This window comes from Ruegeria sp. A4, from assembly GCF_056543025.1.
The window spans coordinates 15,403-40,282 of record NZ_JBQGAW010000011.1 but is presented as its reverse complement, the minus strand read 5'-3'; the positions used below and the strand labels follow the sequence as shown (position 1 = coordinate 40,282).

Genomic DNA, 24,880 nt, shown 5'->3' with positions numbered 1-24,880 from the left:
TTCTTTATGGCCGTGTCATTGCGCGGCCTGCTGGAAAGCCAAAGGCAAGCTGACCCGGAACGCCGCGCCGCCCTGCCCGGGCAAATAGGTGATCTCACCGCCCAACCGTTGCATGATCTCACGGCAAATGGCCAAGCCCAGACCCGCGCCCCCTGCCTTGTCGACCCCGACACGGGCAAATTTCTCGAACACCATCGAACGCGCGCCGGGTGGAATGCCGCTGCCGTTGTCGATGAAATCGATGATGACCCTGCCGCCGACGTCGTGAGCTGAAATGACCAAAACCGGTTCTTCCGCGTCACAGTATTTCTGAGCGTTCGAGATCAGATTGATGAACACCTGCCCCAACCGGTCCAGATCCGTATGCAGGGACATTCGCTCGGCCGTAAGAGTTCGGCGAACCGTGATTTTCCGCTCGGCCCCGGCCAGCGCGCTGGATACCGCACGGTCCAGAACCGAACGCAGACTGTCATCGCTGAGGTTCAGATTGACCTGCCCGTTTTCCAGCACGCTCAGATCCAGCAGATCGTCGAGAAGCCGAGTCAGGCGCAAAGCCTCATCGTGAATGATTGCGGCATAACGGGTCTGTTCCTCGCGGCTCAGACCCTCTGTATCCCGCATGATTTCGGAAAACGCCCGGATCGAGGTCATCGGCGTGCGCAACTCGTGACTGACCTGGCTGAGAAAACTGTCTTTTTGTTCGGAAATCTGCGTAAGCTTGGTGTTTGCTTCGCGCAATTGGCGCGCCGTACGGGACAATTCCGACGACTTCTCTTCCAACTTCCCCGAATACTCCAGAAGCTGGGCCGATTCATCCGCCACCGCCAGCAGATCTTCTACGGAAACTGAAGACCCACCGACGATTTGCGCAATCATCGCATGCGCCGTGGCAGTGCCAACCGACCCGCTCAACTCTCGTTCCAGCCGGTTCAGGAAACCCGGGGTCGGTTCTGGCATATGTGACCGGCCGCCCTGTTTTTCAGCCTCTGCCTGAAAAAACTCCTGCGCCGGGGCGGCGCCCAGAATACGCTGTGTCATGATCATCAGGTCTTCGCTTTGCGCCACCGAGCCGGACCAGCCACCGGGTGAAACCGAGTGATCGAAAACATTGACGAACTGTGCCCCCTGCAAACGCTCCAGAGGGCTGGGAAAGCTCAAAAGGGACGCTATGCAAAAGGCAATGGTGTTCAGGGACAGGGACCACATCACGGTATGGACCATCGGATCGATCCCTTCGATCCCGAACAGGGCATGAGGACGCAACCAGGCAAGGCCGAACAGCCCATTCTGCATGACGGCTTCCGGCATCCACGGCGCGCCCATACCTGGCAACAACAGCGTATATATCCAAAGTGCGAAACCTACGCTCAACCCGACCAGCGCCCCTGTCCGGGTTGCACCGCGCCAGAACAATCCCCCGACCAAAGCAGGCAGAATCTGCGAGATTCCGGCAAAGGCAATCAATCCGATCGAGGCCAGCGCCGCCCCCCCACCGGACAACCGATAATAAAAGTAACCCAACGCCATGATCACGGCGATGGACACGCGGCGCGCAACCAGAACGATGCTGCGCACATCGCCCGAAACCGAGCCTGTTCCCTCATGCGTGTTCAACCAAATGGGCATGACCACATGGTTCGAAACCATCGTCGACAAGGCCATTGCGCTGACGATGACCATCGACGTTGCGGACGAAAACCCGCCGATAAAGGACAGCATGGCCAACCAGTCATTGCCCTGCGACAGCGGCACCGTCAGCACGAACAGGTCGGGATTGGCCCCCTCTGGCAACAGATCCAGACCAACGACGGCAATTGGCACGACAAAAAGGCTCATCAAAAGCAGATAGAGCGGAAACGCCCAGGCGGCGGTTCGCAGATGGCTTTCGTCATCATTTTCGACCACCATAACCTGAAACATGCGCGGCAGGCAGATAAAGGCCGCGGCGGACAGGAATATGAAAGTCGTCCAGCGCCCGGCGTCGACGTTCCACTGTCCGATTTCCGAGGCATCTATCCTCTCCATCATCGGGCCAATGCCACCGGCAATGCCCCACACCACGAAAACGCCCACGGCGATAAGAGCAAACAGTTTGACAACGGCCTCCACGGCGATGGCGGTGACCACACCGTGGTGACGCTCGTTCACGTCCAGATTGCGCGTGCCGAAAAGAATTGCGAACACGGCAAGCCCCGCTGCCATCCAGAATACGCTGGACCCTTCGCGATACAGACCCGATGGATCGGCTTCGGCGAAAATCGAAAAGGACAGGGTGATCGATTGCAACTGGAGCGCGATGTAGGGTGTCCCGCCAAGCACGGCAAGAACGGTCACACACACGGCAAGCGTGTTCGACTTGCCATAGCGCGATGACAACAGGTCCGCGATCGAGGTCACCCGTTGACTGCGCCCGACCCTCACCAGTTTGCGCAGTCCCCACCACCAACTGACCATCACCAGGGTTGGGCCAAGGTAAATCGTTACAAACTCCAACCCGGACCGCGCGGCATTGCCCACCGCACCATAGAACGTCCATGCCGTGCAATAGATCGACAGCGACAAGGTATAGATCAGGGGCGAGCGCAGCCACTTGCCCCGCCCTGCCGCAGCCATCCGGTCAGCAGCGAAAGCCACGGCGAACAAGAAGATGACATAGCCAAGGCAGACCAGGATCAGCGTGTTAATGGTTGCCATCACTCAGCGTCCGCGTCTTGATCCTCGCGCACGCCCAAACGGCGGGCGGCAATTCCAAAAACCAACCCAACCACGATCAGAGCGCCCCAGCAGATAAAGATGTAATACATTGCCGAAGACAAGGGGACAGCCTCGCCCTTGCCGGGCTGATCGGGCCACAGCAACGGAAGCGCCAGCAGAGCCGCCCCCAAGAACGGCAGCAGCCGCGCCGCATCCGCCAGCCTACGTCGGCGATAGCTTTGACGTTCGAGAAAAAGCGAGGGGCGTGCGCCCTGTGGTGCGCCCTTTTTGCCCTCGCCAGACATCATATTCGCGTCGCCTGCGCGTGAAGATCGCGCACAGCCGTCAGAACTTCGGCATTGGAAAACGGTTTGGTCATGAAACGGCTGACACCAGCGTTTTCCGCCATTTCCCTGTCGCGCGATTGACCGCGCGCCGTCAGCATCAAAACCGGCAAACCTGCCAGCTCTTCCATCTCTCGGATGTCCCGCAGGATATCCATGCCGCTCTTGCCCGGCAGCATGACGTCCAGAATTACCAGATCGGGCTGTGCCCTCTGAATCACCTGAACCGCATCCGTGCCATCGCCATGCGTGTCTACCTGCCATCCCTCGCGGGTCAGCAGAAACCGGATTGCCTCGGCAATGTTCGGCTCGTCCTCGATCAACAGAACCTTACGGCTCATATTTTCAGTTCCTCCCCAAGACCGTTCCTCCATCCTCAGATCGGTCCCCGCCAGATTAAGCCTTCTGTCGGGAAAGTGTCAAAAGCCTTCGCTCAAAATCGACGGTTCGCGGCGGGCCTTGCAAGCATTGCTGGGACAGACGCGGCAGTTCGGCCCGACTTGCGTGACCGGAGCGGCACCTGCCGCCTCGTTGCCCGAACGGACCAGCATAACCGAGCGATAAACGGGATCCTGATCATACCCCAATACCGCATAAGGCCAAGCATAGGCGAAACATTCGAATTCAGCCGGGGTCCGCCCCATCTGGACAACCTGCTTGCGCACCGGAACAAGTGGGCGGCTCAAAGCCGTGAACAACGGCCACAGCGGGCAAACCTCACCATGCCGCGCCAAAGCAAAGCCCGGAATCGGCTTGATGAACAATATGCTGCCGGATGCATCGCACAGCACCATGCCAACCGGCTGCGGCAACACGTCATCGGGTATGAACGCCAATCGACGCAGAACGGTGGCGACGTCCACGGAAAAGCGATAAGCCAACGCGATGGGATCCGTGTCGCCTTTTTGCAGGCTCGATCGAAGCGCATCCAGCGGCAAAGCGATTGCATCATCGCGATACATCTTCAGAACTTCACGCGCCACAGTTCGGGCCGCCGACGTGTTGAGACCGCTCAGATCAACGGCATCCACGTCCTCGCCCTGTTCCAATTCCGGAAAACTGTACTCGCGGGATTCGAAGAACGCTTCGACTTCTTCAAGCGGAACACCGCGCGGATCAATTGACGAGTCGCTTTCGTCCAGAAAGGTTACAAGTGCCTTTGAACTGCCGGCCAGCCGCTCTGCATCCTGGTGCAGGTTTTTGTGAAACCGCTCTCGCCACTCTGCCTCGATGTCCTCTGTGTCTGCAAGAATTGCCGCTGTTGACCGAATCGCCGCCGCCGTCGACAGCACTTCGTGCATAGATGCCGCAAGATGCGGGTCATGAGTCAGCCGGTCCGACAAGATCTCGACATTCCGCTCAAGCGAAACAACCCGGCGGTGCATCTGCGCAAGAACTCCGGCCCAACCGGGAAAGCGCCCGGCAAATTCCTCCAGCCCGTCCACTTCGGCCTGCTGCCCGACGGCGTCATCCGCCGCTTCCCGCAGGGCCGACACAAGGGTTGCCTCGATCCCCTGTGTCAGGACAGAGGGTTCGACGGAAAGCGCAGACGCAATATCCACCAGCAATTTGCCACCGATCCGTCGGCGGTTATGTTCGATCAGATTCAAGTAAGACGCGGATATCCCGGCGAGGCGGGCAAGTTCTGCCTGCCGAAGCCCTGCAATCTGCCGTCTTTCCCGAATACGGCTTCCCGTCAACATATCACGCATGATCGTATTCTCCTGACCAGGATTCAGCCTCTTTTTTCAGAACATATCATGTGTTTCACTGGTTTACCGAGATATTTTCAAGCCATGTTTACAATCTTGACAAAAGCGGCAGCCGCCAATGCGCATCAATGGCCACAAGAAACCGCATCTCCCCTTCAATTCCGCGTGGTTTCCCGGCACGATAAGCGGATGAGTGACCCCGCCTTTGAATACGCACCGATCGGGCTTGTTGAACTGGAAAACCGGATCATCAGACGCTGCAATCTGCAATTCGCCCGCACTTTCGGCGGGGAAGAGGCCGATTACCGCAACATGCCGCTGTTGCATCTCTATCCTTCGGTCGCGGATTGGGAGAGGATCGGGGAACGCAGCCTGCAAGTGATGCGAGACACCGGGTACTATACGGATGAGCGCGTCATGCGGCGGCGCAATGGCGATCTGTTCTGGTGCCGCGCCCGTGGCCGCTCTTTGACGCCCGATGACCCGTTCCGCCATGGAATCTGGAGCTTTTCCGACATCTCGGAAGAACGTCCCCTTGTCGAATTGACCGTTCGAGAACGCGAAGTGGCGATCCTGTCCTGCCGCGGCCTGTCCGCCAAGGAAATCGGCGCCGAACTGGGCCTGAGTTACCGCACAATCGAAGCCTATCGCGCCCGCCTGCTTGAGAAATTCGGCGCCCGCAAACTGTCCGAGCTTGTCGCCAAATTGTCAGGGATGCCTCTGTAATCTGTCCGCCCCTTTAAATTATACGGGATTCCCGCCTGTGATGGTGCGAGTCGGCGCTTTTCATGCACCGCCGCTTAGCCTATAACCCTGCGTAATTTGATCAGAGCCCGCAAGAAACAGACGGGCCAAAGGGGAACCGTCGAGGACACTCATGACAGACACCAAACACGAAGCGGATGTGGCATTCATCAAGGCTCTGGCCGAGTTGCTGCGTGACAATGACCTGACCGAATTGCAGGTAAAGCGCGAATATGGTGAGGAAGACAGCCTGAACGTGCGCGTAAGCCGCTTGACACAGGCCGCAGCCGCACCGGTTCAGGTTGCCGTCCCTGCGGCAGCACCAGCTCCTGCCGCTGCTGCCGCGGCTGCGCCTGCCGTGGCCGAAGCCCCGGCTGCTCAGGAAGATCCGGCCAGCCACCCTGGCGCGGTGACCTCACCCATGGTTGGAACCGTCTACATGCAGCCCGAGCCCGGCGCGCCCGCATTTATCTCGGTCGGCGCTTCCGTGTCCGAAGGCGACACGCTGCTGATCGTCGAAGCGATGAAGACCATGAACCACATCCACGCGCCCAAGTCGGGCACGATCAAGCGTGTTCTGGTCGGCGATGGCGACGCTGTGGAGTTCGGCACACCTCTGGTCATCATCGAGTAAGGCGGGCCCATGTTCGACAAGATCCTGATTGCCAACCGAGGCGAGATCGCCCTGCGCGTCATCCGCGCCGCCCGCGAGATGGGGATTAAGACGGTAGCCGTCCACTCCACCGCGGATAGCGACGCAATGCATGTTCGCATGGCGGACGAATCGGTCTGCATCGGCCCCCCGCCCAGCCCCCAAAGCTACCTGTCCGTGCCCGCGATCATTTCGGCCTGTGAAATCACCGGTGCGCAGGCGATCCACCCCGGCTATGGCTTCCTGTCCGAGAATGCCGAGTTCGTGCAGATCGTCGAAGATCACGGCATCACGTTCATCGGCCCCACCGCGGAACACATCCGCGTCATGGGCGACAAGATTACGGCCAAGGACACGATGAAGGCGCTGGGTGTGCCTTGCGTGCCGGGATCAGACGGCGGCGTGCCTGATCTTGCGACGGCCAAGAAGATCGGTGAGGAATTCGGCTATCCGGTCATCATCAAGGCTACCGCAGGCGGCGGCGGTCGCGGCATGAAGGTTGCGATGAACGCTGACGAAATGGAAAGCGCCTTCATGACTGCACGGGCCGAGGGCAAGGCCGCCTTTGGCAACGACGAAGTCTATATCGAGAAATACCTGACCACGCCGCGCCACATCGAAATTCAGGTGTTTGGCGACGGTAAAGGCAAGGCTGTTCATCTGGGCGAACGGGATTGTTCGCTTCAGCGGCGCCACCAGAAGGTGTTCGAAGAGGCCCCCGGCCCCTGCATAACACCCGAAGAACGCGCCAGGATCGGAAAGATCTGCGCGGATGCGGTCGCGAAAATCAACTATATCGGTGCCGGCACCATCGAGTTCCTCTACGAAAATGGCGAGTTCTATTTCATCGAAATGAACACCCGCCTGCAGGTGGAACATCCGGTCACCGAAGGTATCTTTGGCGTCGATCTGGTGCGCGAACAAATCCTTGTCGCAGCGGGTGAACCGATGTCGTTCGGTCAGGACGATCTGGAAATCAACGGCCACGCCATCGAGGTTCGGATCAACGCCGAAAAGCTGCCGAATTTCTCGCCCTGCCCCGGCAAGATCACCGCGTACCACGCGCCGGGGGGCCTTGGCGTTCGAATGGACTCGGCTCTGTATGACGGGTATTCGATTCCACCCTATTATGACTCTCTGATCGCCAAGCTGATCGTGCAGGGCCGTGACCGGGCCGAAGCGCTGGCCCGACTGGAACGCGCGCTGGGGGAATTGATTGTCGACGGTATCGATACCACGGTCCCTCTGTTCCACGCACTGTTGCAGGAACCCGATCTGCGCAGCGGCGACTACAACATCCACTGGCTGGAGCGCTGGCTTGCGGAGAACATGGAACAATAGTCACCAAGGACCGGAGGGCCCATGCCCTCCGGTTGCCTCATACCTGACATGAGCCTGTCCCCCGAACTTTTGTTGCATGGCTATTCCATCGGTATCTTTCCGATGGCCGAGCATCGCGATGACCCCGAGCTGTTTTGGGTCGATCCCAAGTTTCGCGGCGTCTTTCCATTGGACGGTTTCCACATTTCCCGAAGCCTGGCGCGCCGTATCCGAAACTGCGGGTTCGATATCTCGATCGACCAGGACTTTTCCGGCGTCGTCGACGGGTGTGCCGACAGGGCAGATACCTGGATCAACGCCGAACTTCATGACCTGTACCGTCAGTTGCACCAAACCGGGCATGCGCATTCACTGGAAGTATGGGAAAACAACAACCTGGTGGGCGGCGTCTATGGCGTGACCCTGGGCGCGGCATTTTTCGGCGAAAGCATGTTTTCAAGACGCAAAGACGCCTCGAAAATCGCCCTCGCCTATCTTGTGGACCGCCTGCGGCAAACCGGCTTCCGTCTGTTTGACACGCAGTTTCTGACCGCGCACCTGGCCTCTTTGGGCGCAATCGAAATTCCGCGCGGCGCCTACAAGAAAGAGCTGGAAGAGGCCTTGAACCACAGCGCCGATTTCTCGGCACCGCTGAATCAGTCGGCGGCAGGTGTGATACACCGTATGACCCAAACGTCATAACGCGCGTGATCCAGCGCGTTCAACGCAGGGGAGGTTGCGATCATCCAACCGTCAAACAGCTGATCGGCCTTCCCGCTCTCCCAGATGGTCAGATAGGCGAACGCGTCACCCGTTGGATTGTCCACGGGATAACGACAATCTCCCAAGGCAACATCCAGCCCAAAAACCGCTGCCGTCTCGCCGGTCTTCAATTCAACATCGACGGTCTGGCCGTTCACCTTGTCCAGGCCCCGCAGCATTGCCCCGGGTCCAGATTGAACTTTCTGCTGCGCGGCCGCACCTGTGGCGGCCAGCAACAAGGCAAGAAACGCGGCGCGTATCATTCGCTGCCGTCTCCGGCTACGAACTTGACCAGAAGAGAAATCAGGCTGACCGCGCCCTGCGTATCCTCGATCTCATCGCCGGGTTCAAAGTAGAATGGCGACCCACCGGGCATCACCTCGACAAAATTGCCCCCCAGCAAACCTTCTGAGGAAATGACAATGGCACTGTCGTCCGGCACCAGAATTCCGTCCGCTATCGTGAAAGTCGTGTCAGCGCGGTAGGTTTCAGGATTCAGGGTGACGCCCGTAACGGTTCCGATCTTGACGCCGGCAAGGCGCACATCCGTGCCAACACCCACACCCTCCAGAGATCTGAAAGACGCGCCCAGTTCGTATCCAGCAGCCCCTTGCGACAAGCCCGTTGATTGGCTGGCATAGACACCAAATGCCACAGCACCGGCCAAAACGACGCCGCCGACAAGAACTTCGGTCCAGTTATGGGTCGACATTATCGCCTCGTTTATTCCGGGCTCCAGGCCTCATAGTCCTTACGTTCAACCGGTTCCGCTCGACGCAGAGATCCGGCAGGAGCATAGGCCAGCGCGGTGCCAGTCAGGTTTTCCTGATGTGGTTTTTCCCAGGATTTATGCGGCAGCGGTTTATCTGTCGGAGGTTCGTCCCAAGTGCGATGCAACCAACCATGCCATTCAGGATCAACCCGGCTGGCTTCGGCCTCGCCATTGAAGATAACCCAACGCTTGCTGTCATCGGCATTGCGATAGAACACGTTGCCTTCATTGTCTTCGCCCACTTTCACGCCCTTGCGTGCAGTGTAGATCTGAGTGTTCAAAGTTGACCCATTCCACCAGGTCACGGCTCGCAAAAGACTGTTCAGGATTCCCATCGGGTGCCTCCGGCATTTCGTCGAAGAAAGGTATGGACCAAAGGCCCGCCAAGGTCCAGTGCCCCTGATACCACCTGCGTCACTCCGGCAGAAAGGCGGTCACTTCGATCTCGATCCTGTATTTCGGATCAATCAAACCGCATTCGATCATTGTCGCTGCCGGAGGATTGGTGCCAAAAGTTTCGGCCAGGATCGACCAGCACGGCTCAAACTCACTGCGATCGGGCAGCATGTAGGTGACCCGAACCACATCGTCAAAGCCTGCGCCCGCCTCAGCCAGCGCCTTACCGATGATGTCCAGCGCAGACCGGCATTGCGCCACCACGTTCTCGCCCTGCCCGACGGTCCCGGCGACATGAACCCAGCCGCCCGCAACCACTGCGCGGCAGTACCCGACTTTGGCTTCGAACTCACCGCCCGAAGAAATGCGCTTCACTGCCATAATCCGTCACCTTTGTTGTTCGAAATCTTGCTTAAGCTTCCGCCGCCTAACTGCACCGACACTCATGTGCGAGCGACGGATCCACAGCTTCATCTGGCTAAAAATACCCCGGGGGGATGCCCGAAGGGCAGCGGGGGCAGAGCCCCCTGAACCGGTTCAAGTGAAGTCCCACCGTCGCGGCAAATAGCCCGGCCTCAGCCCGCTGAGGCCGATTCCTTGGCCGCATCGGCATAGATGAACAGCGGCTGCGCGTCGGACATCACCGCCTCTTCGTTCACCACAACCTCGCTGACATTTTTCATGCCCGGCAGTTCGAACATGGTGTCCAGCAGAATATCCTCGAGAATAGACCGCAGGCCGCGCGCACCGGTTTTGCGCTCGATGGCTTTCTTGGCAATCGCTTTCAGCGCGTCATCGGTGAATCCCAGCTCAACATCTTCCAGTTCGAACAGACGCTGGTATTGCTTGACCAATGCGTTCTTGGGTTTGGTCAGGATGGTCACCAGCGCGTCTTCATCCAAATCCTCAAGCGTCGCCAGAACCGGCAGACGACCGACGAATTCCGGGATCAGTCCGAATTTCAGCAGATCCTCGGGTTCCAGATCCTTGAATATCTCACCCACACCGCGGTCGTCATTGTCGCGCACATCGGCACCAAAGCCCATGGCCGAGCCTTTGCCACGTTGCGCGATGATCTTGTCCAGACCCGCGAATGCACCGCCACAGATGAACAGAATGTTCGTCGTGTCCACTTGCAGGAATTCCTGCTGGGGATGCTTGCGGCCACCCTGTGGGGGGACGCTGGCCACTGTCCCCTCCATCAGTTTCAGCAACGCCTGCTGCACGCCCTCACCCGACACGTCACGCGTGATCGAAGGGTTTTCGGATTTGCGGGTAATCTTGTCGACCTCATCGATATAGACGATGCCGCGCTGCGCGCGTTCGACGTTGTACTCACTCGCCTGCAACAGCTTGAGGATGATGTTTTCGACATCCTCACCCACATAGCCGGCTTCGGTCAGGGTCGTCGCGTCGGCCATGGTAAACGGCACATCCAGAATACGCGCCAGCGTTTGCGCCAGCAGCGTCTTACCGCAACCGGTCGGACCGATCAGCAGGATATTCGACTTTGCCAGCTCGATATCGCTGCCCGCTTTCTGAGCGTGGTTCAAACGCTTGTAATGGTTGTGAACGGCCACCGACAGAACCCGCTTTGCCGTGGCCTGACCGATTACATAATCGTCCAGTACTTCGCAGATATCCTTGGGCGTCGGAACACCGTCAGATGACTTCAGCCCGCTGGCCTTGGTCTCTTCGCGGATGATGTCCATGCACAGCTCAACACATTCATCACAGATGAAAACTGTGGGGCCTGCGATCAGCTTACGGACTTCATGCTGGCTTTTGCCACAGAAGCTGCAGTAGAGCGTGTTTTTACCATCGCCGCCTGAATTCGTCGCCATGATCTACCTTTCGGGCTTCGTCCCTGCGCCCCTTTTCGGGGGCGCTTACACCTGTGTGTGCAGCTTAGGCCAGCACTCTGGCGGCTACAATCTCAAAATGACCCCCGCGCCGGTGACGCGGGGTATCGGCCTCAGGCCTCTTCCGTGTCCATTTTCGCTCGGTTTTCGACAATCTCGTCGATGTGACCCCATTCCTTGGCCTCTTCCGGGCTCATGAAATTGTCACGATCCAGCGCTTTTTCGACCGCCTTTTTCGTCTGCCCCGTATGACGTACGTAGATGTCATACAGGCGATCCTTCAGCTTTTGCGTCTCGGCCGCGTGAATCATGATGTCGCTGGCCTGGCCCTGGTATCCGCCACTGGGCTGGTGCACCATGATGCGGCTGTTGGGCAGTGAAAAGCGCATTCCCTTCTCGCCCCCGGCCAAAAGGACCGAGCCCATCGAAGCCGCCTGACCGATCACCAATGTGGAACATTTCGGCTTGATGTATTGCATTGTGTCGTAAATCGACAAACCGCTGGTCACCACCCCGCCGGGCGAGTTGATGTAGATCGAGATTTCCTTGTTGGGGTTTTCCGCCTCGAGGTGCAGCAATTGCGCCACAACAAGATGGCTCATCCCATCATGAATCGGTCCGTTGATGAATATGATCCGCTCTTTCAGCAGGCGGGAGAAAATATCATAGGCGCGCTCGCCCCGGCTGGTCTGCTCAACGACCATGGGAACAAGTGTATTCATGTAGGTTTCTACGGGATCGAACATTCGTAACCTGCCTGTTTAGCTATGGATCGGGACAATATCCCAACAAGTGTTACCTGAGTCTTAGTGTCGGCTAAGGGGGGCTGCAAGGGGGGCAAGTGAGAACGCTGACCGAATGTCGATCATCATCAATCGTCAAGGCGAACCATCTGTTGTTTCCGGCAACGATCCGCAGATCGCCTTAAAGTGAATCATCTGCCCCCTCGCGTTGCGGGAACGTTCAATCCGAATTCCCCTTTCATACATCACGCTATTTTGATTCATACATATAGAAATGAATGTACGAAACATGTAGTGAAGGGCCTCACACTCACGTCTCTTTACGTAACGGAAACAACACCCGGCCAACGGGTTTGCAAGGAACTCAATCGATGGCACTTCCTCAGCTGTCCAATGACATGTCAAAAGAAGATTTTGACCGCATGGTCACCAACGCGACACGCGCTTCCAATTTTCTCAAGGCAATAAGCCACGAAGGCAGATTGATGATCCTCTGCCATCTGGTGTCCGGTGAAAAATCCGTCACCGAACTGGAAGAATTGCTGTCCGCCAGACAAGCCGCTGTATCACAGCAACTTTCCCGTCTGCGACTTGAAGGGTTGGTGATACCTCGCAGGGAAGGCAAAGCCATCTATTATCGTCTGGCGGATGATCGTCCCCGCCGCATGCTCGAAGTCGTTTACGAGCTCTTCTGCAGCGACGACCGGACCTAGGAACTGGCTCCGGCTGCTAAAAGGTGCTACCGAAAGACAATCGAGCACCAAGGAGACGAACATGATCCGCGTAATTGTGATGGGCCTGAGCCTGTTTGCACTGACTGCCTGCGAAACCGCCAAAGGCGCCGGCAAGGATATCGAAAAAGCCGGAGATGCCATCCAAGGCGCAGCAACCGACGTGCAGGAAAGCCTGTAATACACGTTATTTTGCGCCGCACGCGGGCCTTCTCTCAATATATAGTTGAAAGACATGGCATGCCGCGGTAGCTTTCCCTTACAGGTGCATAGACGCGGCATTGCATCATCTGACGCTAAATCGGGGCTCTTTCGCACACGCAGAAGAGCCCCGGTCCCTTTCGGCAGGGGTGAGTGGTAGCCTGTATGAAACCGAAATCCGGCAAAGGAAAAGGCGCCAGGTGCGCAGACGCGGTCTTTGCATGCATCCTTTCGGACACTCCTGACGCCTTACCGGGTCGATGCGCTCCGAAGAGCACCCGATCCAGTTGCCACAGCCCCCTGAGAAGCTGCGGCGGCTGCATTGCCCCCGAAAGGACATCACAGCGTGCATCGGCCTTCTGAGAAGGTAGCCATCCGACTTGGGCACGAGACCCTCACTCGGCTGATCACCCACCGGTAAGCCATTGCAGTTCAACGCAAATCCTAAGATCCAGTCTCTCTGCCAAGACCCCCGGGCCTTTGCGCCCCACCTTCGGTTCCTAAGAACCTGTGTGGTGCTCAGACTGTTGCAGCACGCCTTGTATCTGACAAGAAAATAGCACCGCAGCATGAAAATTAGACGGGGATAAACTGTTGGTATCTGCCGGGAAATCTTTGTGGATAATCCGAGAAGTTTCGACTCCACGCCTGTTTGTCCCGGGACATTTTCAGGCCTGAACCTGAGCCCGGTTTTTGGCCCAATGCTGCGGGCGCAAAGGCCACCGCACGCGCCATTAGTTGAGAATTGCGGGGTTTGTACAACTCTCGGACCACCAATCTTTCGAATCGTACATACGGAGATTCGCCGATGCGTTGCACCATTTCCCATGCGCGCGCCCATTTGGGCGCTCTGGTCACCCGCGCACAGGACCCGCGAGAAGTGATCACACTGACCCGGCACGGTAAACCGCTGGCCGCTCTGGTCTCGGTCGCCGAAGCGAAGCGGATCTGGCATTTGCAGGATGATGACGAAATCGGGTGGAAACATCCGCTGTCGGGCATTCGCGGGATGTGGTCGCGGGGGCGCAACATCCCCGGAATGGAACCGGGACCGGACGGCAGCTATGTCACCGCGCGCGAAGCCGCGCTGAAGGTTCGCGAAATCCAGATGACCCGTGCCGAGGAACGCCGCATTCTTGCGCGGGGTGGTCTGGATCCTGTCGCAGGCGGTGAACTGGCCGCCCGGCCCGTCTCCTCGCTGTGGAGACGATGGTTCCGTTTTTGAGAAGCGGTCCGACCCGCGCGTGGCAACCTACTAACCTCCGCCGCAGTCAAAATTGCAGCAGCGATACTTACCCCCTACAATCGCCCGAGCCGGACACGCTTCAGTTCACCTGACGTTCCAGAACGGTGCTGTAGGTCGTTCCGTTCCGCAGGCTACGGAAATCGGCAAAGATCTTGCCATCTTCGTACCGCGCATCGATCAACGCATTCGCGCCGATCAGCAGAGGTGAGGTTTCGACGATGCCGATGCTGCCCGTCCCATCGAGGCTGATGGTGCCGGTGGCCTCGTATTCATTCCAGTCGGTATCGCCATCGCGACGCCATTTGCTGTGCCCCCAGAAAACGTTGCCGTCCTGAAGCTGCACATCCAGCATCCATTCGGCCTGATTGAACCGGGGCTGATCGCCTTTGTAGTAATGGCTGGGCTGGACGGTCGTGTAAGACCCCAGCCACGTGCCGCGCAGGTCGGGCGTGTTATCGGCCAGCGCGGCCGTTCCAAGGGCGAGGGTCGTGGCCAAAGCGGCTGCTCCGGCAGTCATATATCTGGTCATGGGCTCTCTCCTTCTGTCTGGTCAACAGATTGGGAGCGCCCGGGCGGGTTACAACTTACTTAAGGGAAACTTCATGATTGGTTCAGCGGCGGCTTAGAATGGGGCTTCAGGCCCAGGCCAGAGCTGTCCCGACAATGACCAGCGCGATGCCAATCCCCTCGCGATAGGAAAAGTTCTCGCCGAACAGGAAATACGAGGCGATGGCGATCAGCACGACCTCGGCCCCCAGAATGCCGGTATAGATGATGCCCAATCGTTCGTTGCGCAGCGCGGCAAGTTCCAGCGTCGCGGCGGCCAGCAGCGTGGCAACAATCAGAAGGGTCAGGCCAACACCGGGGATCTTCCACCAGAACTTCATCGAGATCATGGCAACGGAATAGAGACCCGCCGACCCGAGGGCGATGAGAGGGATGAGCGATGTGGACATAGGGGCCTCCTGCCGAGGTTGCCGTTGCGTCAACATTAGCAGGTGGGCGAAGTTGAGGCTGTGAGGTTGGTCACAGACTCCGGTCAGAACACGATTGCGATGAGTTCGGACAGCCCAATCAGACCGAGCAATACATTTGACGTCAGGATCAGCCCTTTCAGGTTATGGGATTTGACGCCCTTGCCAAAATTCGACGCCGCCATGTCCTCATCCATGTCGTCGCGCAAGTTCGCGACATCGGCCAGAGCGGCGCTGCCTGCCAGAATGCCATAGGCCGCAGTGGCAATGACCAGAACGATAAGAACCAGCGAAATGCCCTGAGCGCCAAACCCGATAATGGCGGCGAGCGCCACATAGGCAAAAATTGTCGTCCGCATGATGTAGTAGTAATGATCCAGACGTCCCATAGACGTTCTTGAACGCAAAGTCTGATCCATAACACTTCCCTCTTTGAAAAATCTGTTTGGAATGTGGGGAGTCTAGCACTTTTGGTTGGATTTCAGAAATTGTGCGATTGCCAAGCCGGAGGGAAGCGCCGGCCCGAGGGGGTAAGCGGCGTCTCGGAATTCGTCCAGTGGACGAATTCAGCCGCGAACGGGCGGAGCCCCGGGGCGCAAACGCGCGGCCTGTTTTTGCCGGAGGAAAACCCTCAGTTTGACGGGGGCGGATCGACGCAGCCCGGCGGTGCCGCCAAGCGAGGAGGTTTAGTTGACTGCAGCACAGTATGAAGCGATCGCGCCCAACCGTACTAGAGCCTTATTAACTCAAAACTCTGCGAGTCCATTCCGACCCTGAATACAGGCACTTTATCACCACATATTTCTTCTACTAAGGAAGCCTTTTCCGTCTCAACACGTGCTCCGATAAGAACTTCTCTTATTTGGAGAGACGGAACTTTTTTGTATGCGTCTTGACCATCAAAGCGCACTTGTACGCGCCACTCTTCCTCATACTCCCAAACTTTCGGTTTAGTGAGAACAAGTGCGTCAAACGCGTCATAACCCTGAGAAGCTAGTGAAGGATCGGTTATTCTTTCAGACTCCAGCCAACAGACTAAATCAGTGGTCTTTAGCGTTGGCCGATTTTCGACGTAACGGACCTTAAGCGGTATGTCGTAGTCGCTCTCAATAGCGGTGTCCACATCAGGCTCGAACCCCCAAACAATACCATTGTGACCAGCTCCATAGTGGGCCCACATAAGCGGATTGTTCCATGTTTCAGAAAGACAGATAATCCGAGAACCGGTTCGAATCTCGTTAACAAACTGTTCGAGTGTGGGATTTGAGCTGGCAATATTTGAAGCAGAGACACTAAAGTCTCGCTTCTGCAGCCGTCGAAGTTCCGCACGGCTCAAATTGGGATAGTGTTCCCTCAATACACCCATAGAAACTAGATGTTTCTTTCCTATCTTTTCATATAGTTGCAATAGTTCATGATCAGATGAAGCGACAAATTTCGGATTGCAATCAAAAGGATCGTTCTGGCTTTTGACTGAAGAGAAAAACTGCTCTTGACGTTCGACTACTGCCCGCAACTCATCTTCAAAGTAATCAGTAGCGCACGACCTGTAACGGTATAATCGCGAGGGGATTGGGTAATCATTCATGGCAACCAAGATTGAGCGTTAGTACAGGCTGTTGTTTCACTGAGGCATACATCAAACCCGTCTTGTGGGCACGCAGTTGGCTGCGCCAACCACTTTCACCCACTCGCCGGAAAAACGGACAGCCTCAGCTGTCCATCTTCAACGCTGAAATAAACGCCTCCTGAGGGATATCGACCTTCCCGAACTGACGCATCTTTTTCTTACCCGCCTTCTGCTTGTCCAGCAGTTTGCGTTTCCGCGTGGCGTCGCCGCCGTAGCATTTCGCGGTCACGTCCTTGCGCAGGGCCGAAAGGGTCTCGCGCGCGATGACCTTGCCTCCGATGGCAGCCTGGATCGGGATTTTGAACATGTGGCGCGGGATCAGGTCCTTGAGCTTTTCGCACATCGCCCGGCCCCGCATCTCGGCCCGGTCGCGGTGAACCATGGTCGACAGCGCGTCGACCGGTTCATCGTTCACCAGCACCGACATCTTGACCAGATTGTCCTCGGTATAGCCGGTCATCTGGTAGTCAAACGAGGCATAGCCCTTGGTCACCGATTTCAGGCGGTCGTAGAAATCAAAGACGACCTCGTTCAGCGGCAGGTCATAAACGACCATGGCGCGGCTGCCTGCATAGGTCAGGTCCAGCTGGATCCCGCGGCGGTCCTGACACAGCTTCAGCACGTCGCCCAGGTATTCATCCGGCACCAGAATGGTCGCCTTGATGCGCGGTTCCTCGATATGGTCGACCTTCGAGGGGTCGGGCATGTCGGCGGGGTTGTGCAGCTCGATCATCTCACCGTCTTTCATGTAGACGTGATAGATCACCGACGGCGCGGTGGTGATGAGCTCGATATCATATTCGCGTTCGATGCGGTCGCGGATGACCTCGAGGTGCAAGAGGCCCAGGAAGCCGCAGCGGAAGCCAAAGCCAAGTGCGGCCGAAGTTTCCATTTCAAAGCTGAAGCTGGCATCGTTGAGCGCCAGTTTGTCGATCGCATCCCGCAGGTCTTCGAATTCGGCGCTGTCCACCGGGAACAGGCCGCAGAACACCACCGGCTGCGCGGGTTTGAAGCCCGGAAGGGCCTCTTCGGTGCCGTTGCGGTCATTGGTGATGGTGTCGCCGACGCGGGTGTCGCGGACCTGTTTGATGGATGCGGTGAGGAAGCCGATCTCACCGGGGCCGAGACTGTCAACCATCTCCATCTCGGGCCGGAAGACGCCGACGCGGTCGACATGGTGCAGGGTGCCGTTCGACATGAACTTGACCCGCATGCCCTTTTTCAGCGTTCCGTCCATGATGCGGACCAGAACGATGACGCCCAAATAGGCGTCGTACCACGAATCCACCAGCATCGCCTTGAGAGGCGCGTCCAGATTGCCCTTCGGTGCGGGCAGGTGTTGCACGATTGCTTCCAGAGTTTCGTGGATGCCCTGCCCCGTCTTGGCGGAAACCTGAATGGCATCGGTCGCGTCGATGCCGATCACGTCCTCGATCTGTTCGGCCACGCGGTCACAGTCGGACGCGGGCAGGTCGATCTTGTTCAGCACCGGCACGATCTCATGATCCGCGTCGATGGCCTGATAGACATTCGCCAGTGTCTGCGCCTCAACTCCTTGGGTCGAGTCCACAACCAGCAGAGAGCCTTCGACCGCGCGCATCGACCGGCTGACCTCATAGGCGAAATCCACATGGCCGGGGGTGTCGATCAGGTTCAGCACATACTGTTCGCCATTGTCGGCGGTATAGTCGATGCGAACCGTGTTGGCCTTGATGGTAATGCCGCGCTCGCGCTCGATATCCATGCTGTCGAGCAGCTGTTCTTTCATGTCGCGGTCCTTGACCGTGCCGGTCTCTTGGATGAGCCGGTCAGCAAGGGTGGATTTGCCATGGTCGATATGCGCGACGATGGAGAAATTGCGGATATGAGCGAGGTCTGTCATGGAGTGGGATATGTCGGGAGTTTTGCCCCTCGTCAAGCGTTGAAGCGTTGCAAAAAAGGTCCCACCCGCGCCTTTCTGTTCAGCGGCATTTACCCGAAATCAGTGAATAGTTAAGATGATCGCATCATCTGGCCGTTTCAAAAACAGAAAGCAGGGAAGACTTGGCCGATTATTCGATCTTTGTGTTGGGTGAAGGTCAATTGTCCGTCTCTGTGGCGCAGGGTCTGGACGGGATCAATCAGGGCACGGGGATACATCTTATTGGTGAGACGATTACCATCAATTCGCGCGCCGCGACCGAAGTTTTTATCACGGATGCCGGATCGGACACCAACTTTTCCGACAATGATGGCAATCAGCGGTTAAACGGCGATCAGACAATCGATGGTACGCTTTTCGCCAGCGGCACGCGTGTTGAAGCCGAATATGGTATTACGCTGACAGATGGGACAACCACGTGGCAGGCGGTTGCGTTCAACGTGAACAACTCATCACCGGCATATGGAACCGTCGAGGGCATCGCATTCATCGGCGGACCCGGACAGTTTCCACCAGCCGGAGTGCCTCTGACGGTCGTCAGTACGCAAGAAGGCCCAAGCTTCGCATCAAACGCATATGTCAGCCCCATTTGCTACTGCCGTGGGACACTGATCGAAACCGAATCCGGATACCGCCCCATCGAAATGCTGAAGCCGGGTGATGAGATTTGGACCCGTGACAATGGCTATCTACCTGTCATCTGGACGGGCGAACAGGCTGTCATCACAGCCGGACGTTTCAGAATGGTCGAAATTCCCGAGGGAACGCTTTCGAATTTCGCGCCTTTGAAAGTGTCACAGCAACACAGAATGCTGGTCACGCACCCTTTGGCTGAAATCCTTTGTGCAGAGAACGAAGTGTTTGTTCCAGCCATCAGCCTTGTTGATGCGGGCGTTGCTACATTGTGCAGAAAAAACAGTGCAATTTACCATCATCTGCTGCTTGAAACACATAATGTCATTAACGCCAACGGAGCAATTTCCGAAAGCCTGCTGCTGGCACCATCCACCAGTGGCCAGAACCCGGATGATCTGTTCTTTCGCAGCCTGGTCGATCAGGATTCATATGCCGTTGAAACCGCGAGGCTGACGCTGAAGAGAAAAGAGGCAACATTCCTGATCAACAGCATCTTGTCCGTTGATCCAAACTCCAGTTTGATTCATACTCCGCCGCAGACCGAGAGGGGCGCAAGATCCCTCCGGGCAGGCAAAAACGAGGCATGAGCATGAAACAGTTCCTCTTAATCGCATTTTGTGCGGCATCGCTGACGGCGGTGGCTCCGGTTGCGGATGCGGCGCAGATCAAGCGGGCATGTCTGGCGTCGGACCGGTCAGCAGCGACGCGGGATCGGTGCAGTTGCATCCAGCGCGTAGCAGATCAGGCGCTTACCCGCAGCGATCAGAAAACCGTGGCCAAATGGTTCACCGACCCCCATCAGGCGCAGGAGTTGAAGATGTCGCAGACCGCGCGCGACGATGCGCTGTGGGACCGGTATCAGAACTTTGGCCAGATGGCGCAGGCGATCTGTAGCTGAGCCCTTCTGAAACCTTGACCTGATCCGCGCTGCGCCCCAGAAAGGCGCAGCGAAAGGTGTATCTTATGGTGATGAAAGGGCTGACCCTGCGGGGCCTTGAGGTGTTCGAGGCTTTGGCGCGGACGGGATCGGTGGCACAGGCCGCCGAGATCACGGGGCTCAGCCAGCCATCCGTTTCCCAACAGTTGCGCAATCTGGAAAAGGCTCTGGGCACCGAACTGGTCGATCACGGGCGCCGACCGATGCGCCTGACACAGGCCGGGCGCAGCTTTCTGGTCCGCGCCGAGGCGGTTCTGGCCGAGCTGCAAATGGCGCAAAGCGAATTGTCGGTCATGGATTTGGGGCATCTGACCACGTTGTCCATCGGGCTGATCGACGACTTCGACAATGATCTGACCCCGCGGCTGGCCACGTTGCTGGCAGACAGTCTGACCCGATCGAATTTCAAACTGATCACCTTGTCGAGCCTCGATCTGTTCGAGGCCTTGGCCGAACAACGCCTGCATATGGCCGTCACCGCCCATAGCGGAGAAGTGCTGGAGGGGGTGGTCGAGTACCCTCTGGTCCGGGATCCGTTCATTCTGGTTGCGCCTAAGGGGGCGGGCGGAGTGGAGGCGGCACAGAACAGCCTGCCGTATCTGCGCTATGCCCGCGAGCAGTTGATCAGCCGGCAGATCGAGGCGCATATGGCGCGCGGCACGCAGGAGTTCGAGGAACGGTTCGAGATCGGCTCGCACATGGCGCTGATGGCCATGGTTGCACGGGGTCTGGGTTGGGCGATCACGACGCCGCTGGGTTTCATGCGCGCCGCGCGGTTCCATGAAGGGCTGGAGGCCCAGCCTGCCCCGTTTGGGGATTTCTCGCGCAGCATATCCTTGCTGGCGCGAACGGGCTGGTCCGATCAGGTGCCGCAGGAGGTGGCGGGCATGACACGGCGTCTGATGCAGAACCAGATCGTTGACCCGGCTTTGGCCAAACTGCCCTGGCTGAGCGGATCGCTGCGGGTGATCGGCGGCTAACTGTCCAGATGGGCGGCAAGCCCCTCGACCGCCGCCTCGATCAGATCCAGAGCGCCATCGAAATCCCGCGTGTAATATGGGTCAGGCACATGATCAGCGCCGGCTTCAGGGGCGAAATCGGTCAGCAGGCGCACCGGGGTGTCACTGCCGGCGGGGCGCAGATCCTCGATATCCGCGATGTTGTTGGCGTCCATGCCCAGGATCAGGTCGAAGCGGTCGAAATCGGCAGCGGTGAACTGACGGGCGCGCAGGTCGCCCAGATCGATTCCCCTGACCTTCGCAGCTGCCTGCATCGGGCCATAGGGCGGTTTTCCCGCATGCCAGCCCATGGTTCCGGCACTATCGGTTACGTGATGCGGCGCGCGGGCGCGAAAAACGCCCTCTGCCGCAGGCGAGCGGCAGATATTGCCCAGGCAGACAAAGAGGATACGGTGTGACATGTACCATGCTGTACCGCGCGGAGGAGAAATGGAAAAGATCGTGATTCTGACCGGGGCCGGAATATCCGCCGAAAGCGGGTTGAGCACCTTTCGCGATGAGGGTGGATTATGGGTCCAGCACCGCATCGAGGATGTAGCCACGCCGGAAGGATTCGCCCGCGATCCCGCACTGGTTCAAGGGTTTTACAATGCGCGGCGGGTTCAGGCCGCCAGGGTTCAACCCAATGCCGCTCATGAAGCACTGGCCCGGCTGCAACGGGACTGGCCCGGGGACGTCGTGATCGTGACCCAGAACGTGGACAGCCTGCACGAGGCGGGCGGCGCAAAGGATGTCATCCACATGCACGGAACTTTGGCGGGCGCGCTGTGTTCAGCCTGTGGCCATCGCTGGACCGCCCCGCCCGAAATGGCGGTTGGGGAATCCTGCCCCGCCTGTGCGCGCCCCACGGCCCGGCCCGATGTGGTCTGGTTTGGAGAGATACCCTATTACATGGACGAGATTTATGACCACCTGACCAGCGCGTCGCTTTTTGCCGCCATTGGCACCTCGGGTCAGGTTTATCCGGCGGCAGCGTTCGTGCACGAGGCACAGGCGGCGGGCGCTCGGACGATCGAGATCAATCTGGAACCGTCGCCGGGCGCATCCGGGTTTGATGAAAGACTTGTCGGCAAAGCGACCCAGACAGTTCCGCGATGGGTCGGGCACCTGCTTGCGCCGCACAGTTAAAGTACAGACAACACTCGCTTAATTCGGTTAGACTGTCCCCGAAACGACTGGAGGACAAGAAATGACGGATCAGGACCCCCGGACCGGTGAAATTCTGGATGAAGGCAGCATGGCCGGGCGCGACATGCTGGGAGAGCAGCTTTCCAGCCTGTGGTGGACCTTTCTGCTGCGCGGAATACTGGCCGGGCTTGTCGGTATTGCAGCACTGTTCTGGCCGTCTGGCAGCATCGCGTTGCTGCTGCGGCTGGTTGGTGTGCTGCTGATCCTCGATGGTGGCCTGACGCTCTTGGGCGTTGGGCGTCGCGGGGTGATGGGCGGGGCTGCAATCGGTGCGCTTCTGATCGGGCTTGTCCTGCTGATCTGGCCGGAAGGGACGGTCAAACTGGCCTTTTTCCTGATGGGCGCATGGGCGCTGATCATCGGGATCGGTTCGCTTGCGGCATCCGGGCAAATGCACGAGAGAGACCCTCAACGCGGCTCCATGCGCGTTTCGGGTTTTGTCGCGCTTGTGGTCGGGCTTGTTTTGATGATCTGGCCAGCGGTCGCGCTTGTTGCGCTGGGATGGGGCATCGCCTTTTCGGCGCTGGCCATTGCCGCGGTCATGTTCTGGCTGGCGTCCCGATTCCGCCGGGCCGGTGACCGTGTCGGTATGAAAACCGTCAACAAATAGCACCAGCGGTGACCGCAGGAACAACAGGCCGGGCAATGCCCGGCCTGACGCATGGATGACGGCCGCAGCGCGGCCTGAAGACAGGCGTTGCCCTAGTTCGAATGAGATCCGTGTCCGCCCATGTCCTGACGCTCCAGATCGACCGGGATTTCGATCTCAACCTCGCCAGCCTTTTCAAAGATCAGCGTCACCGGAACCATGGCGTCCTGCTCGAACGGTTCGGTCAGCCCCATGAACATCACGTGGTCGCCGCCACGTTTCAGCATGTGGGTTTCACCTGCCGGAATGGCAAAGCCTTCCTCGACATGCACCATCTTGGCCACGCCATTGTCGTCGACTTTGTGGGTGTGCAGTTCAACCCGGGCAGCGGCATCCGACGTCACGCCGACCAGACGGTCGTCCGCATCGCCCAGATTCTGGATCATCATGAACGCGGCGCCTGCCTTGGCGGTCTTTCCCGACGACCGGGCATAGGCGTCATCAACTTTGATAGTGCCTTCAGCAAAAGCGGGCATGGCCAGGGTAAAGGCGGCCAGGGTTGCAAACAGAGTAGTTTTGAGGGACATCGTGCCTCTCCTGTATTGTAGGTTTGAAAAAGTAGTGTCTTCAAACACGTACAGGCGGCGCGCGCGCCGGGGTGCCGGGGACCGGCAAGGCGATTTGATTGACCAGATGTCGCAGCGGCGCTATCTGCGCCCGCTCTGGCGCCATAGGCATGGGCGGCTGGGCAACGGCGACCGCGCCCATCAGGGACAGTGCGAAATCCGGGCAGTAATGCGGTGGCGCGGTGGGCTGTCCGTCTTCGTCCATGTAGACAACGACCGGACCGGTGCCTGTGCACAACACCATCTGACCCACGGCCTTGTCCATGCCGCGGGACACGGCAAGGCCCTGCCCGGTCAGAACCAAAAGCAGGGACAGAACATAAGGCAGGAATCGTGATATGGCTGGTCTCATCCTGACCCGGGTATAGGTCAGTCAGCAGAGTAGCTTCAAGCGCCAAAGGGTCGCGCTTGAAGCTGGTTTCAGTAATCAATTCCCGGTCGTTTCACCTTGCTTGTATTGAAGCTGGTGTGGGAACGATTCACCCTGCGCTGCATCCGCGTACAAGCCGAAATTGCTTTGCGAAAAACCGCGGCCAGAAACAGGAAAAGGTAGAAACTTTTTAACGTCATAGTGAGGCCCCCGCCTGATGAATGGCAGTGACGATAGGTCAGATTCGGCTTTCCGTATGTGAAGCAATTCACCAATGGCGAAAAATAATTTCGAAATTGAAAACAATGCAAGGCGGCGGCGGGCGGCTCAAAACGAAAAAGCCCTGCACCTCAGAGGTGCAGGGCCTGAAAATCAACAAGCGATAAGGCTTAGGCCGTGGCTTGCGCCTTGGCGATTTCCTTCTTCACTTTCAGTGCGTTCGCCGACAGTTCTTCATCCTTGGCTTTGGCCAGGAATGCGTCCAGACCGCCGCGGTGGTCAACCGAACGCAGGGCGGCTGCCGAGATGCGCAGCTTCACGCCGCGGCCCAAGGTTTCGGACTGCAAGGTAACGTCATTCAGGTTCGGCAGGAAACGACGACGAGTTCTGTTTTTGGCATGGCTGACATTGTTGCCAGTCATCGGGCCTTTTCCGGTCAGTTCGCAACGGCGCGACATGGTTTCTTCCTTTGTTTCTGGAGGCCGGGCACAAAGCCCTCGGCCAAATCACAAGGGGCACAACCCGAAGTCGCGCCCGAAAACTGGTTGGATGCGTGTAGTGGGAATCGCAGGAAGGGTCAAGACGGACCGAA

The 24,880-nt window shown here is 58.1% G+C and carries 31 protein-coding genes; 12 read left to right on the top strand and 19 right to left on the bottom strand.

Annotation, left to right across the window (positions count from 1 at the left end; all coding sequences use genetic code 11):
• Positions 1–15 precede the first annotated feature (15 nt).
• The 4 genes from ACR0E2_RS19190 to ACR0E2_RS19175 form a co-directional block, all read right to left on the bottom strand.
• Positions 16–2,694 (bottom strand): ATP-binding protein, encoded by a 2,679-nt coding sequence (locus tag ACR0E2_RS19190; protein ID WP_480447552.1) that lies wholly within the window; start codon positions 2,692–2,694, stop codon positions 16–18.
• Positions 2,694–3,002 (bottom strand): hypothetical protein, encoded by a 309-nt coding sequence (locus tag ACR0E2_RS19185; RefSeq protein ID WP_253282543.1) that lies wholly within the window; start codon positions 3,000–3,002, stop codon positions 2,694–2,696. The genes ACR0E2_RS19190 and ACR0E2_RS19185 overlap by 1 nt, the downstream gene beginning before the upstream one ends.
• Positions 2,999–3,379 (bottom strand): response regulator transcription factor, encoded by a 381-nt coding sequence (locus ACR0E2_RS19180; protein ID WP_152457354.1) that lies wholly within the window; start codon positions 3,377–3,379, stop codon positions 2,999–3,001. Before ACR0E2_RS19180 ends, ACR0E2_RS19185 begins: the two co-directional genes overlap by 4 nt.
• 78 nt (positions 3,380–3,457) lie before the next feature.
• Entirely contained in the window at positions 3,458–4,750 is a 1,293-nt protein-coding gene (locus ACR0E2_RS19175) for a helix-turn-helix domain-containing protein (protein ID WP_480447551.1), read from the bottom strand.
• Between the two features lie 189 nt (positions 4,751–4,939).
• Between ACR0E2_RS19175 and ACR0E2_RS19170 the strand changes: the two genes are divergently transcribed.
• The 4 genes from ACR0E2_RS19170 (at position 4,940) to aat (ending at position 8,168) form a co-directional block, all read left to right on the top strand.
• Positions 4,940–5,476, top strand: a complete 537-nt coding sequence (locus tag ACR0E2_RS19170) for a LuxR C-terminal-related transcriptional regulator (RefSeq protein WP_152457352.1) — start codon at positions 4,940–4,942, stop codon at positions 5,474–5,476.
• Positions 5,477–5,627: 151 nt separating this feature from the next.
• A complete protein-coding gene (accB, locus tag ACR0E2_RS19165) occupies positions 5,628–6,128 on the top strand; it encodes an acetyl-CoA carboxylase biotin carboxyl carrier protein (protein ID WP_171232527.1) in 501 nt (166 codons plus the stop codon).
• Positions 6,129–6,137: 9 nt separating this feature from the next.
• Positions 6,138–7,487 (top strand): acetyl-CoA carboxylase biotin carboxylase subunit, encoded by a 1,350-nt coding sequence (gene accC / locus ACR0E2_RS19160; protein ID WP_171117652.1) that lies wholly within the window; start codon positions 6,138–6,140, stop codon positions 7,485–7,487.
• A gap of 48 nt (positions 7,488–7,535) precedes the next feature.
• Positions 7,536–8,168 carry a leucyl/phenylalanyl-tRNA--protein transferase gene (aat, locus tag ACR0E2_RS19155; RefSeq protein WP_480447550.1) on the top strand — a complete coding sequence of 211 codons (633 nt, stop codon included), beginning with the start codon at positions 7,536–7,538 and terminating at the stop codon, positions 8,166–8,168.
• On the opposite strand, the gene ACR0E2_RS19150 is transcribed toward aat, so the two are convergent.
• The 6 genes from ACR0E2_RS19150 to ACR0E2_RS19125 form a co-directional block, all read right to left on the bottom strand.
• On the bottom strand, positions 8,123–8,491 hold the full coding sequence (locus ACR0E2_RS19150) for a DUF2155 domain-containing protein (protein ID WP_480447549.1): 369 nt from the start codon (positions 8,489–8,491) through the stop codon (positions 8,123–8,125). The genes aat and ACR0E2_RS19150 overlap by 46 nt on opposite strands.
• Positions 8,488–8,940, bottom strand: a complete 453-nt coding sequence (mlaD, locus tag ACR0E2_RS19145; protein ID WP_152457347.1) for an outer membrane lipid asymmetry maintenance protein MlaD — start codon at positions 8,938–8,940, stop codon at positions 8,488–8,490. Before mlaD ends, ACR0E2_RS19150 begins: the two co-directional genes overlap by 4 nt.
• Before the next feature lie 11 nt (positions 8,941–8,951).
• The gene (locus tag ACR0E2_RS19140) at positions 8,952–9,335 is read right to left on the bottom strand and encodes an NADH:ubiquinone oxidoreductase subunit NDUFA12 (protein WP_152457346.1); all 384 of its coding nucleotides are present in this window, start codon (positions 9,333–9,335) and stop codon (positions 8,952–8,954) included.
• 79 nt (positions 9,336–9,414) lie between these two features.
• Entirely contained in the window at positions 9,415–9,777 is a 363-nt protein-coding gene (locus ACR0E2_RS19135; protein ID WP_480447548.1) for a RidA family protein, read from the bottom strand.
• 194 nt (positions 9,778–9,971) lie between these two features.
• A complete protein-coding gene (clpX, locus tag ACR0E2_RS19130) occupies positions 9,972–11,240 on the bottom strand; it encodes an ATP-dependent Clp protease ATP-binding subunit ClpX (RefSeq protein ID WP_171117645.1) in 1,269 nt (422 codons plus the stop codon).
• Between the two features lie 131 nt (positions 11,241–11,371).
• Positions 11,372–12,004 (bottom strand): ATP-dependent Clp protease proteolytic subunit, encoded by a 633-nt coding sequence (locus ACR0E2_RS19125; RefSeq protein WP_117869644.1) that lies wholly within the window; start codon positions 12,002–12,004, stop codon positions 11,372–11,374.
• A gap of 368 nt (positions 12,005–12,372) precedes the next feature.
• On the opposite strand from ACR0E2_RS19125, the gene ACR0E2_RS19120 reads away from it, so the two are divergent.
• The 3 genes from ACR0E2_RS19120 (at position 12,373) to ACR0E2_RS19110 (ending at position 14,158) form a co-directional block, all read left to right on the top strand.
• The gene (locus tag ACR0E2_RS19120; RefSeq protein ID WP_152457343.1) at positions 12,373–12,714 is read left to right on the top strand and encodes an ArsR/SmtB family transcription factor; all 342 of its coding nucleotides are present in this window, start codon (positions 12,373–12,375) and stop codon (positions 12,712–12,714) included.
• Between the two features lie 61 nt (positions 12,715–12,775).
• A complete protein-coding gene (locus ACR0E2_RS19115; RefSeq protein WP_480447547.1) occupies positions 12,776–12,913 on the top strand; it encodes an entericidin A/B family lipoprotein in 138 nt (45 codons plus the stop codon).
• Positions 12,914–13,741: 828 nt separating this feature from the next.
• Complete coding sequence (locus ACR0E2_RS19110) at positions 13,742–14,158, top strand: type II toxin-antitoxin system Phd/YefM family antitoxin (protein WP_480447545.1); 417 nt, start codon at positions 13,742–13,744, stop codon at positions 14,156–14,158.
• A gap of 100 nt (positions 14,159–14,258) precedes the next feature.
• Here the strand turns inward: ACR0E2_RS19110 and ACR0E2_RS19105 are convergent, their stop codons facing one another.
• The 5 genes from ACR0E2_RS19105 to lepA all read right to left on the bottom strand — a co-directional run bounded on the left by ACR0E2_RS19105 (position 14,259) and on the right by lepA (position 18,665).
• Positions 14,259–14,708, bottom strand: a complete 450-nt coding sequence (locus tag ACR0E2_RS19105; protein WP_480447544.1) for a hypothetical protein — start codon at positions 14,706–14,708, stop codon at positions 14,259–14,261.
• Between the two features lie 106 nt (positions 14,709–14,814).
• Positions 14,815–15,135, bottom strand: a complete 321-nt coding sequence (locus tag ACR0E2_RS19100; RefSeq protein ID WP_170345061.1) for a hypothetical protein — start codon at positions 15,133–15,135, stop codon at positions 14,815–14,817.
• Positions 15,136–15,218: 83 nt separating this feature from the next.
• The gene (locus ACR0E2_RS19095; protein ID WP_480447543.1) at positions 15,219–15,542 is read right to left on the bottom strand and encodes a hypothetical protein; all 324 of its coding nucleotides are present in this window, start codon (positions 15,540–15,542) and stop codon (positions 15,219–15,221) included.
• Positions 15,543–15,883: 341 nt separating this feature from the next.
• The gene (locus ACR0E2_RS19090; protein ID WP_480447542.1) at positions 15,884–16,741 is read right to left on the bottom strand and encodes a DUF2971 domain-containing protein; all 858 of its coding nucleotides are present in this window, start codon (positions 16,739–16,741) and stop codon (positions 15,884–15,886) included.
• A gap of 124 nt (positions 16,742–16,865) precedes the next feature.
• Positions 16,866–18,665: a translation elongation factor 4 gene (gene lepA, locus ACR0E2_RS19085; RefSeq protein WP_171616209.1), complete on the bottom strand. Its 1,800-nt coding sequence runs from the start codon at positions 18,663–18,665 to the stop codon at positions 16,866–16,868.
• A 161-nt stretch (positions 18,666–18,826) separates the two neighbouring features.
• On the opposite strand from lepA, the gene ACR0E2_RS19080 reads away from it, so the two are divergent.
• The 3 genes from ACR0E2_RS19080 to ACR0E2_RS19070 all read left to right on the top strand — a co-directional run bounded on the left by ACR0E2_RS19080 (position 18,827) and on the right by ACR0E2_RS19070 (position 21,257).
• On the top strand, positions 18,827–19,927 hold the full coding sequence (locus ACR0E2_RS19080; RefSeq protein WP_480447541.1) for a Hint domain-containing protein: 1,101 nt from the start codon (positions 18,827–18,829) through the stop codon (positions 19,925–19,927).
• 2 nt (positions 19,928–19,929) lie between these two features.
• Positions 19,930–20,238 carry a hypothetical protein gene (locus ACR0E2_RS19075; RefSeq protein ID WP_171229650.1) on the top strand — a complete coding sequence of 103 codons (309 nt, stop codon included), beginning with the start codon at positions 19,930–19,932 and terminating at the stop codon, positions 20,236–20,238.
• A gap of 65 nt (positions 20,239–20,303) precedes the next feature.
• The gene (locus ACR0E2_RS19070) at positions 20,304–21,257 is read left to right on the top strand and encodes a LysR family transcriptional regulator (protein ID WP_480447591.1); all 954 of its coding nucleotides are present in this window, start codon (positions 20,304–20,306) and stop codon (positions 21,255–21,257) included.
• Here the strand turns inward: ACR0E2_RS19070 and ACR0E2_RS19065 are convergent.
• Complete coding sequence (locus ACR0E2_RS19065) at positions 21,254–21,697, bottom strand: low molecular weight protein-tyrosine-phosphatase (protein ID WP_480447539.1); 444 nt, start codon at positions 21,695–21,697, stop codon at positions 21,254–21,256. The genes ACR0E2_RS19070 and ACR0E2_RS19065 overlap by 4 nt on opposite strands.
• Before the next feature lie 28 nt (positions 21,698–21,725).
• Here ACR0E2_RS19065 and ACR0E2_RS19060 point away from each other — a divergent pair, with 28 nt between their 5' ends.
• Both ACR0E2_RS19060 and ACR0E2_RS19055 read left to right on the top strand, forming a co-directional pair.
• Complete coding sequence (locus ACR0E2_RS19060) at positions 21,726–22,424, top strand: NAD-dependent deacylase (RefSeq protein WP_480447538.1); 699 nt, start codon at positions 21,726–21,728, stop codon at positions 22,422–22,424.
• A 61-nt stretch (positions 22,425–22,485) separates the two neighbouring features.
• A complete protein-coding gene (locus ACR0E2_RS19055; protein WP_171170744.1) occupies positions 22,486–23,094 on the top strand; it encodes an HdeD family acid-resistance protein in 609 nt (202 codons plus the stop codon).
• A gap of 92 nt (positions 23,095–23,186) precedes the next feature.
• On the opposite strand, the gene ACR0E2_RS19050 is transcribed toward ACR0E2_RS19055, so the two are convergent.
• The 3 genes from ACR0E2_RS19050 to rpmB form a co-directional block, all read right to left on the bottom strand.
• A complete protein-coding gene (locus ACR0E2_RS19050) occupies positions 23,187–23,660 on the bottom strand; it encodes a copper chaperone PCu(A)C (RefSeq protein ID WP_480447537.1) in 474 nt (157 codons plus the stop codon).
• Between the two features lie 40 nt (positions 23,661–23,700).
• Entirely contained in the window at positions 23,701–24,051 is a 351-nt protein-coding gene (locus ACR0E2_RS19045; RefSeq protein ID WP_480447536.1) for a hypothetical protein, read from the bottom strand.
• A 407-nt stretch (positions 24,052–24,458) separates the two neighbouring features.
• Positions 24,459–24,746, bottom strand: coding sequence for a 50S ribosomal protein L28 (gene rpmB, locus ACR0E2_RS19040; protein WP_050603240.1), 288 nt, complete (start codon positions 24,744–24,746; stop codon positions 24,459–24,461).
• Positions 24,747–24,880 lie beyond the last annotated feature (134 nt).

What these genes read in the sequence shown, in the direction of transcription:
- ACR0E2_RS19190 (WP_480447552.1), bottom strand. Translation starts at nt 2,694, where the DNA reads ATGGCAACCATTAACACGCTGATCCTGGTCTGCCTTGGCTATGTCATC.
- ACR0E2_RS19185 (WP_253282543.1), bottom strand. Translation starts at nt 3,002, where the DNA reads ATGATGTCTGGCGAGGGCAAAAAGGGCGCACCACAGGGCGCACGCCCC.
- ACR0E2_RS19180 (WP_152457354.1), bottom strand. Translation starts at nt 3,379, where the DNA reads ATGAGCCGTAAGGTTCTGTTGATCGAGGACGAGCCGAACATTGCCGAG.
- ACR0E2_RS19175 (WP_480447551.1), bottom strand. Translation starts at nt 4,750, where the DNA reads ATGCGTGATATGTTGACGGGAAGCCGTATTCGGGAAAGACGGCAGATT.
- ACR0E2_RS19170 (WP_152457352.1), top strand. Translation starts at nt 4,940, where the DNA reads ATGAGTGACCCCGCCTTTGAATACGCACCGATCGGGCTTGTTGAACTG.
- accB (WP_171232527.1), top strand. Translation starts at nt 5,628, where the DNA reads ATGACAGACACCAAACACGAAGCGGATGTGGCATTCATCAAGGCTCTG.
- accC (WP_171117652.1), top strand. Translation starts at nt 6,138, where the DNA reads ATGTTCGACAAGATCCTGATTGCCAACCGAGGCGAGATCGCCCTGCGC.
- aat (WP_480447550.1), top strand. Translation starts at nt 7,536, where the DNA reads ATGAGCCTGTCCCCCGAACTTTTGTTGCATGGCTATTCCATCGGTATC.
- ACR0E2_RS19150 (WP_480447549.1), bottom strand. Translation starts at nt 8,491, where the DNA reads ATGATACGCGCCGCGTTTCTTGCCTTGTTGCTGGCCGCCACAGGTGCG.
- mlaD (WP_152457347.1), bottom strand. Translation starts at nt 8,940, where the DNA reads ATGTCGACCCATAACTGGACCGAAGTTCTTGTCGGCGGCGTCGTTTTG.
- ACR0E2_RS19140 (WP_152457346.1), bottom strand. Translation starts at nt 9,335, where the DNA reads ATGGGAATCCTGAACAGTCTTTTGCGAGCCGTGACCTGGTGGAATGGG.
- ACR0E2_RS19135 (WP_480447548.1), bottom strand. Translation starts at nt 9,777, where the DNA reads ATGGCAGTGAAGCGCATTTCTTCGGGCGGTGAGTTCGAAGCCAAAGTC.
- clpX (WP_171117645.1), bottom strand. Translation starts at nt 11,240, where the DNA reads ATGGCGACGAATTCAGGCGGCGATGGTAAAAACACGCTCTACTGCAGC.
- ACR0E2_RS19125 (WP_117869644.1), bottom strand. Translation starts at nt 12,004, where the DNA reads ATGTTCGATCCCGTAGAAACCTACATGAATACACTTGTTCCCATGGTC.
- ACR0E2_RS19120 (WP_152457343.1), top strand. Translation starts at nt 12,373, where the DNA reads ATGGCACTTCCTCAGCTGTCCAATGACATGTCAAAAGAAGATTTTGAC.
- ACR0E2_RS19115 (WP_480447547.1), top strand. Translation starts at nt 12,776, where the DNA reads ATGATCCGCGTAATTGTGATGGGCCTGAGCCTGTTTGCACTGACTGCC.
- ACR0E2_RS19110 (WP_480447545.1), top strand. Translation starts at nt 13,742, where the DNA reads ATGCGTTGCACCATTTCCCATGCGCGCGCCCATTTGGGCGCTCTGGTC.
- ACR0E2_RS19105 (WP_480447544.1), bottom strand. Translation starts at nt 14,708, where the DNA reads ATGACCAGATATATGACTGCCGGAGCAGCCGCTTTGGCCACGACCCTC.
- ACR0E2_RS19100 (WP_170345061.1), bottom strand. Translation starts at nt 15,135, where the DNA reads ATGTCCACATCGCTCATCCCTCTCATCGCCCTCGGGTCGGCGGGTCTC.
- ACR0E2_RS19095 (WP_480447543.1), bottom strand. Translation starts at nt 15,542, where the DNA reads ATGGGACGTCTGGATCATTACTACTACATCATGCGGACGACAATTTTT.
- ACR0E2_RS19090 (WP_480447542.1), bottom strand. Translation starts at nt 16,741, where the DNA reads ATGAATGATTACCCAATCCCCTCGCGATTATACCGTTACAGGTCGTGC.
- lepA (WP_171616209.1), bottom strand. Translation starts at nt 18,665, where the DNA reads ATGACAGACCTCGCTCATATCCGCAATTTCTCCATCGTCGCGCATATC.
- ACR0E2_RS19075 (WP_171229650.1), top strand. Translation starts at nt 19,930, where the DNA reads ATGAAACAGTTCCTCTTAATCGCATTTTGTGCGGCATCGCTGACGGCG.
- ACR0E2_RS19070 (WP_480447591.1), top strand. Translation starts at nt 20,304, where the DNA reads ATGGTGATGAAAGGGCTGACCCTGCGGGGCCTTGAGGTGTTCGAGGCT.
- ACR0E2_RS19065 (WP_480447539.1), bottom strand. Translation starts at nt 21,697, where the DNA reads ATGTCACACCGTATCCTCTTTGTCTGCCTGGGCAATATCTGCCGCTCG.
- ACR0E2_RS19060 (WP_480447538.1), top strand. Translation starts at nt 21,726, where the DNA reads ATGGAAAAGATCGTGATTCTGACCGGGGCCGGAATATCCGCCGAAAGC.
- ACR0E2_RS19055 (WP_171170744.1), top strand. Translation starts at nt 22,486, where the DNA reads ATGACGGATCAGGACCCCCGGACCGGTGAAATTCTGGATGAAGGCAGC.
- ACR0E2_RS19050 (WP_480447537.1), bottom strand. Translation starts at nt 23,660, where the DNA reads ATGTCCCTCAAAACTACTCTGTTTGCAACCCTGGCCGCCTTTACCCTG.
- ACR0E2_RS19045 (WP_480447536.1), bottom strand. Translation starts at nt 24,051, where the DNA reads ATGAGACCAGCCATATCACGATTCCTGCCTTATGTTCTGTCCCTGCTT.
- rpmB (WP_050603240.1), bottom strand. Translation starts at nt 24,746, where the DNA reads ATGTCGCGCCGTTGCGAACTGACCGGAAAAGGCCCGATGACTGGCAAC.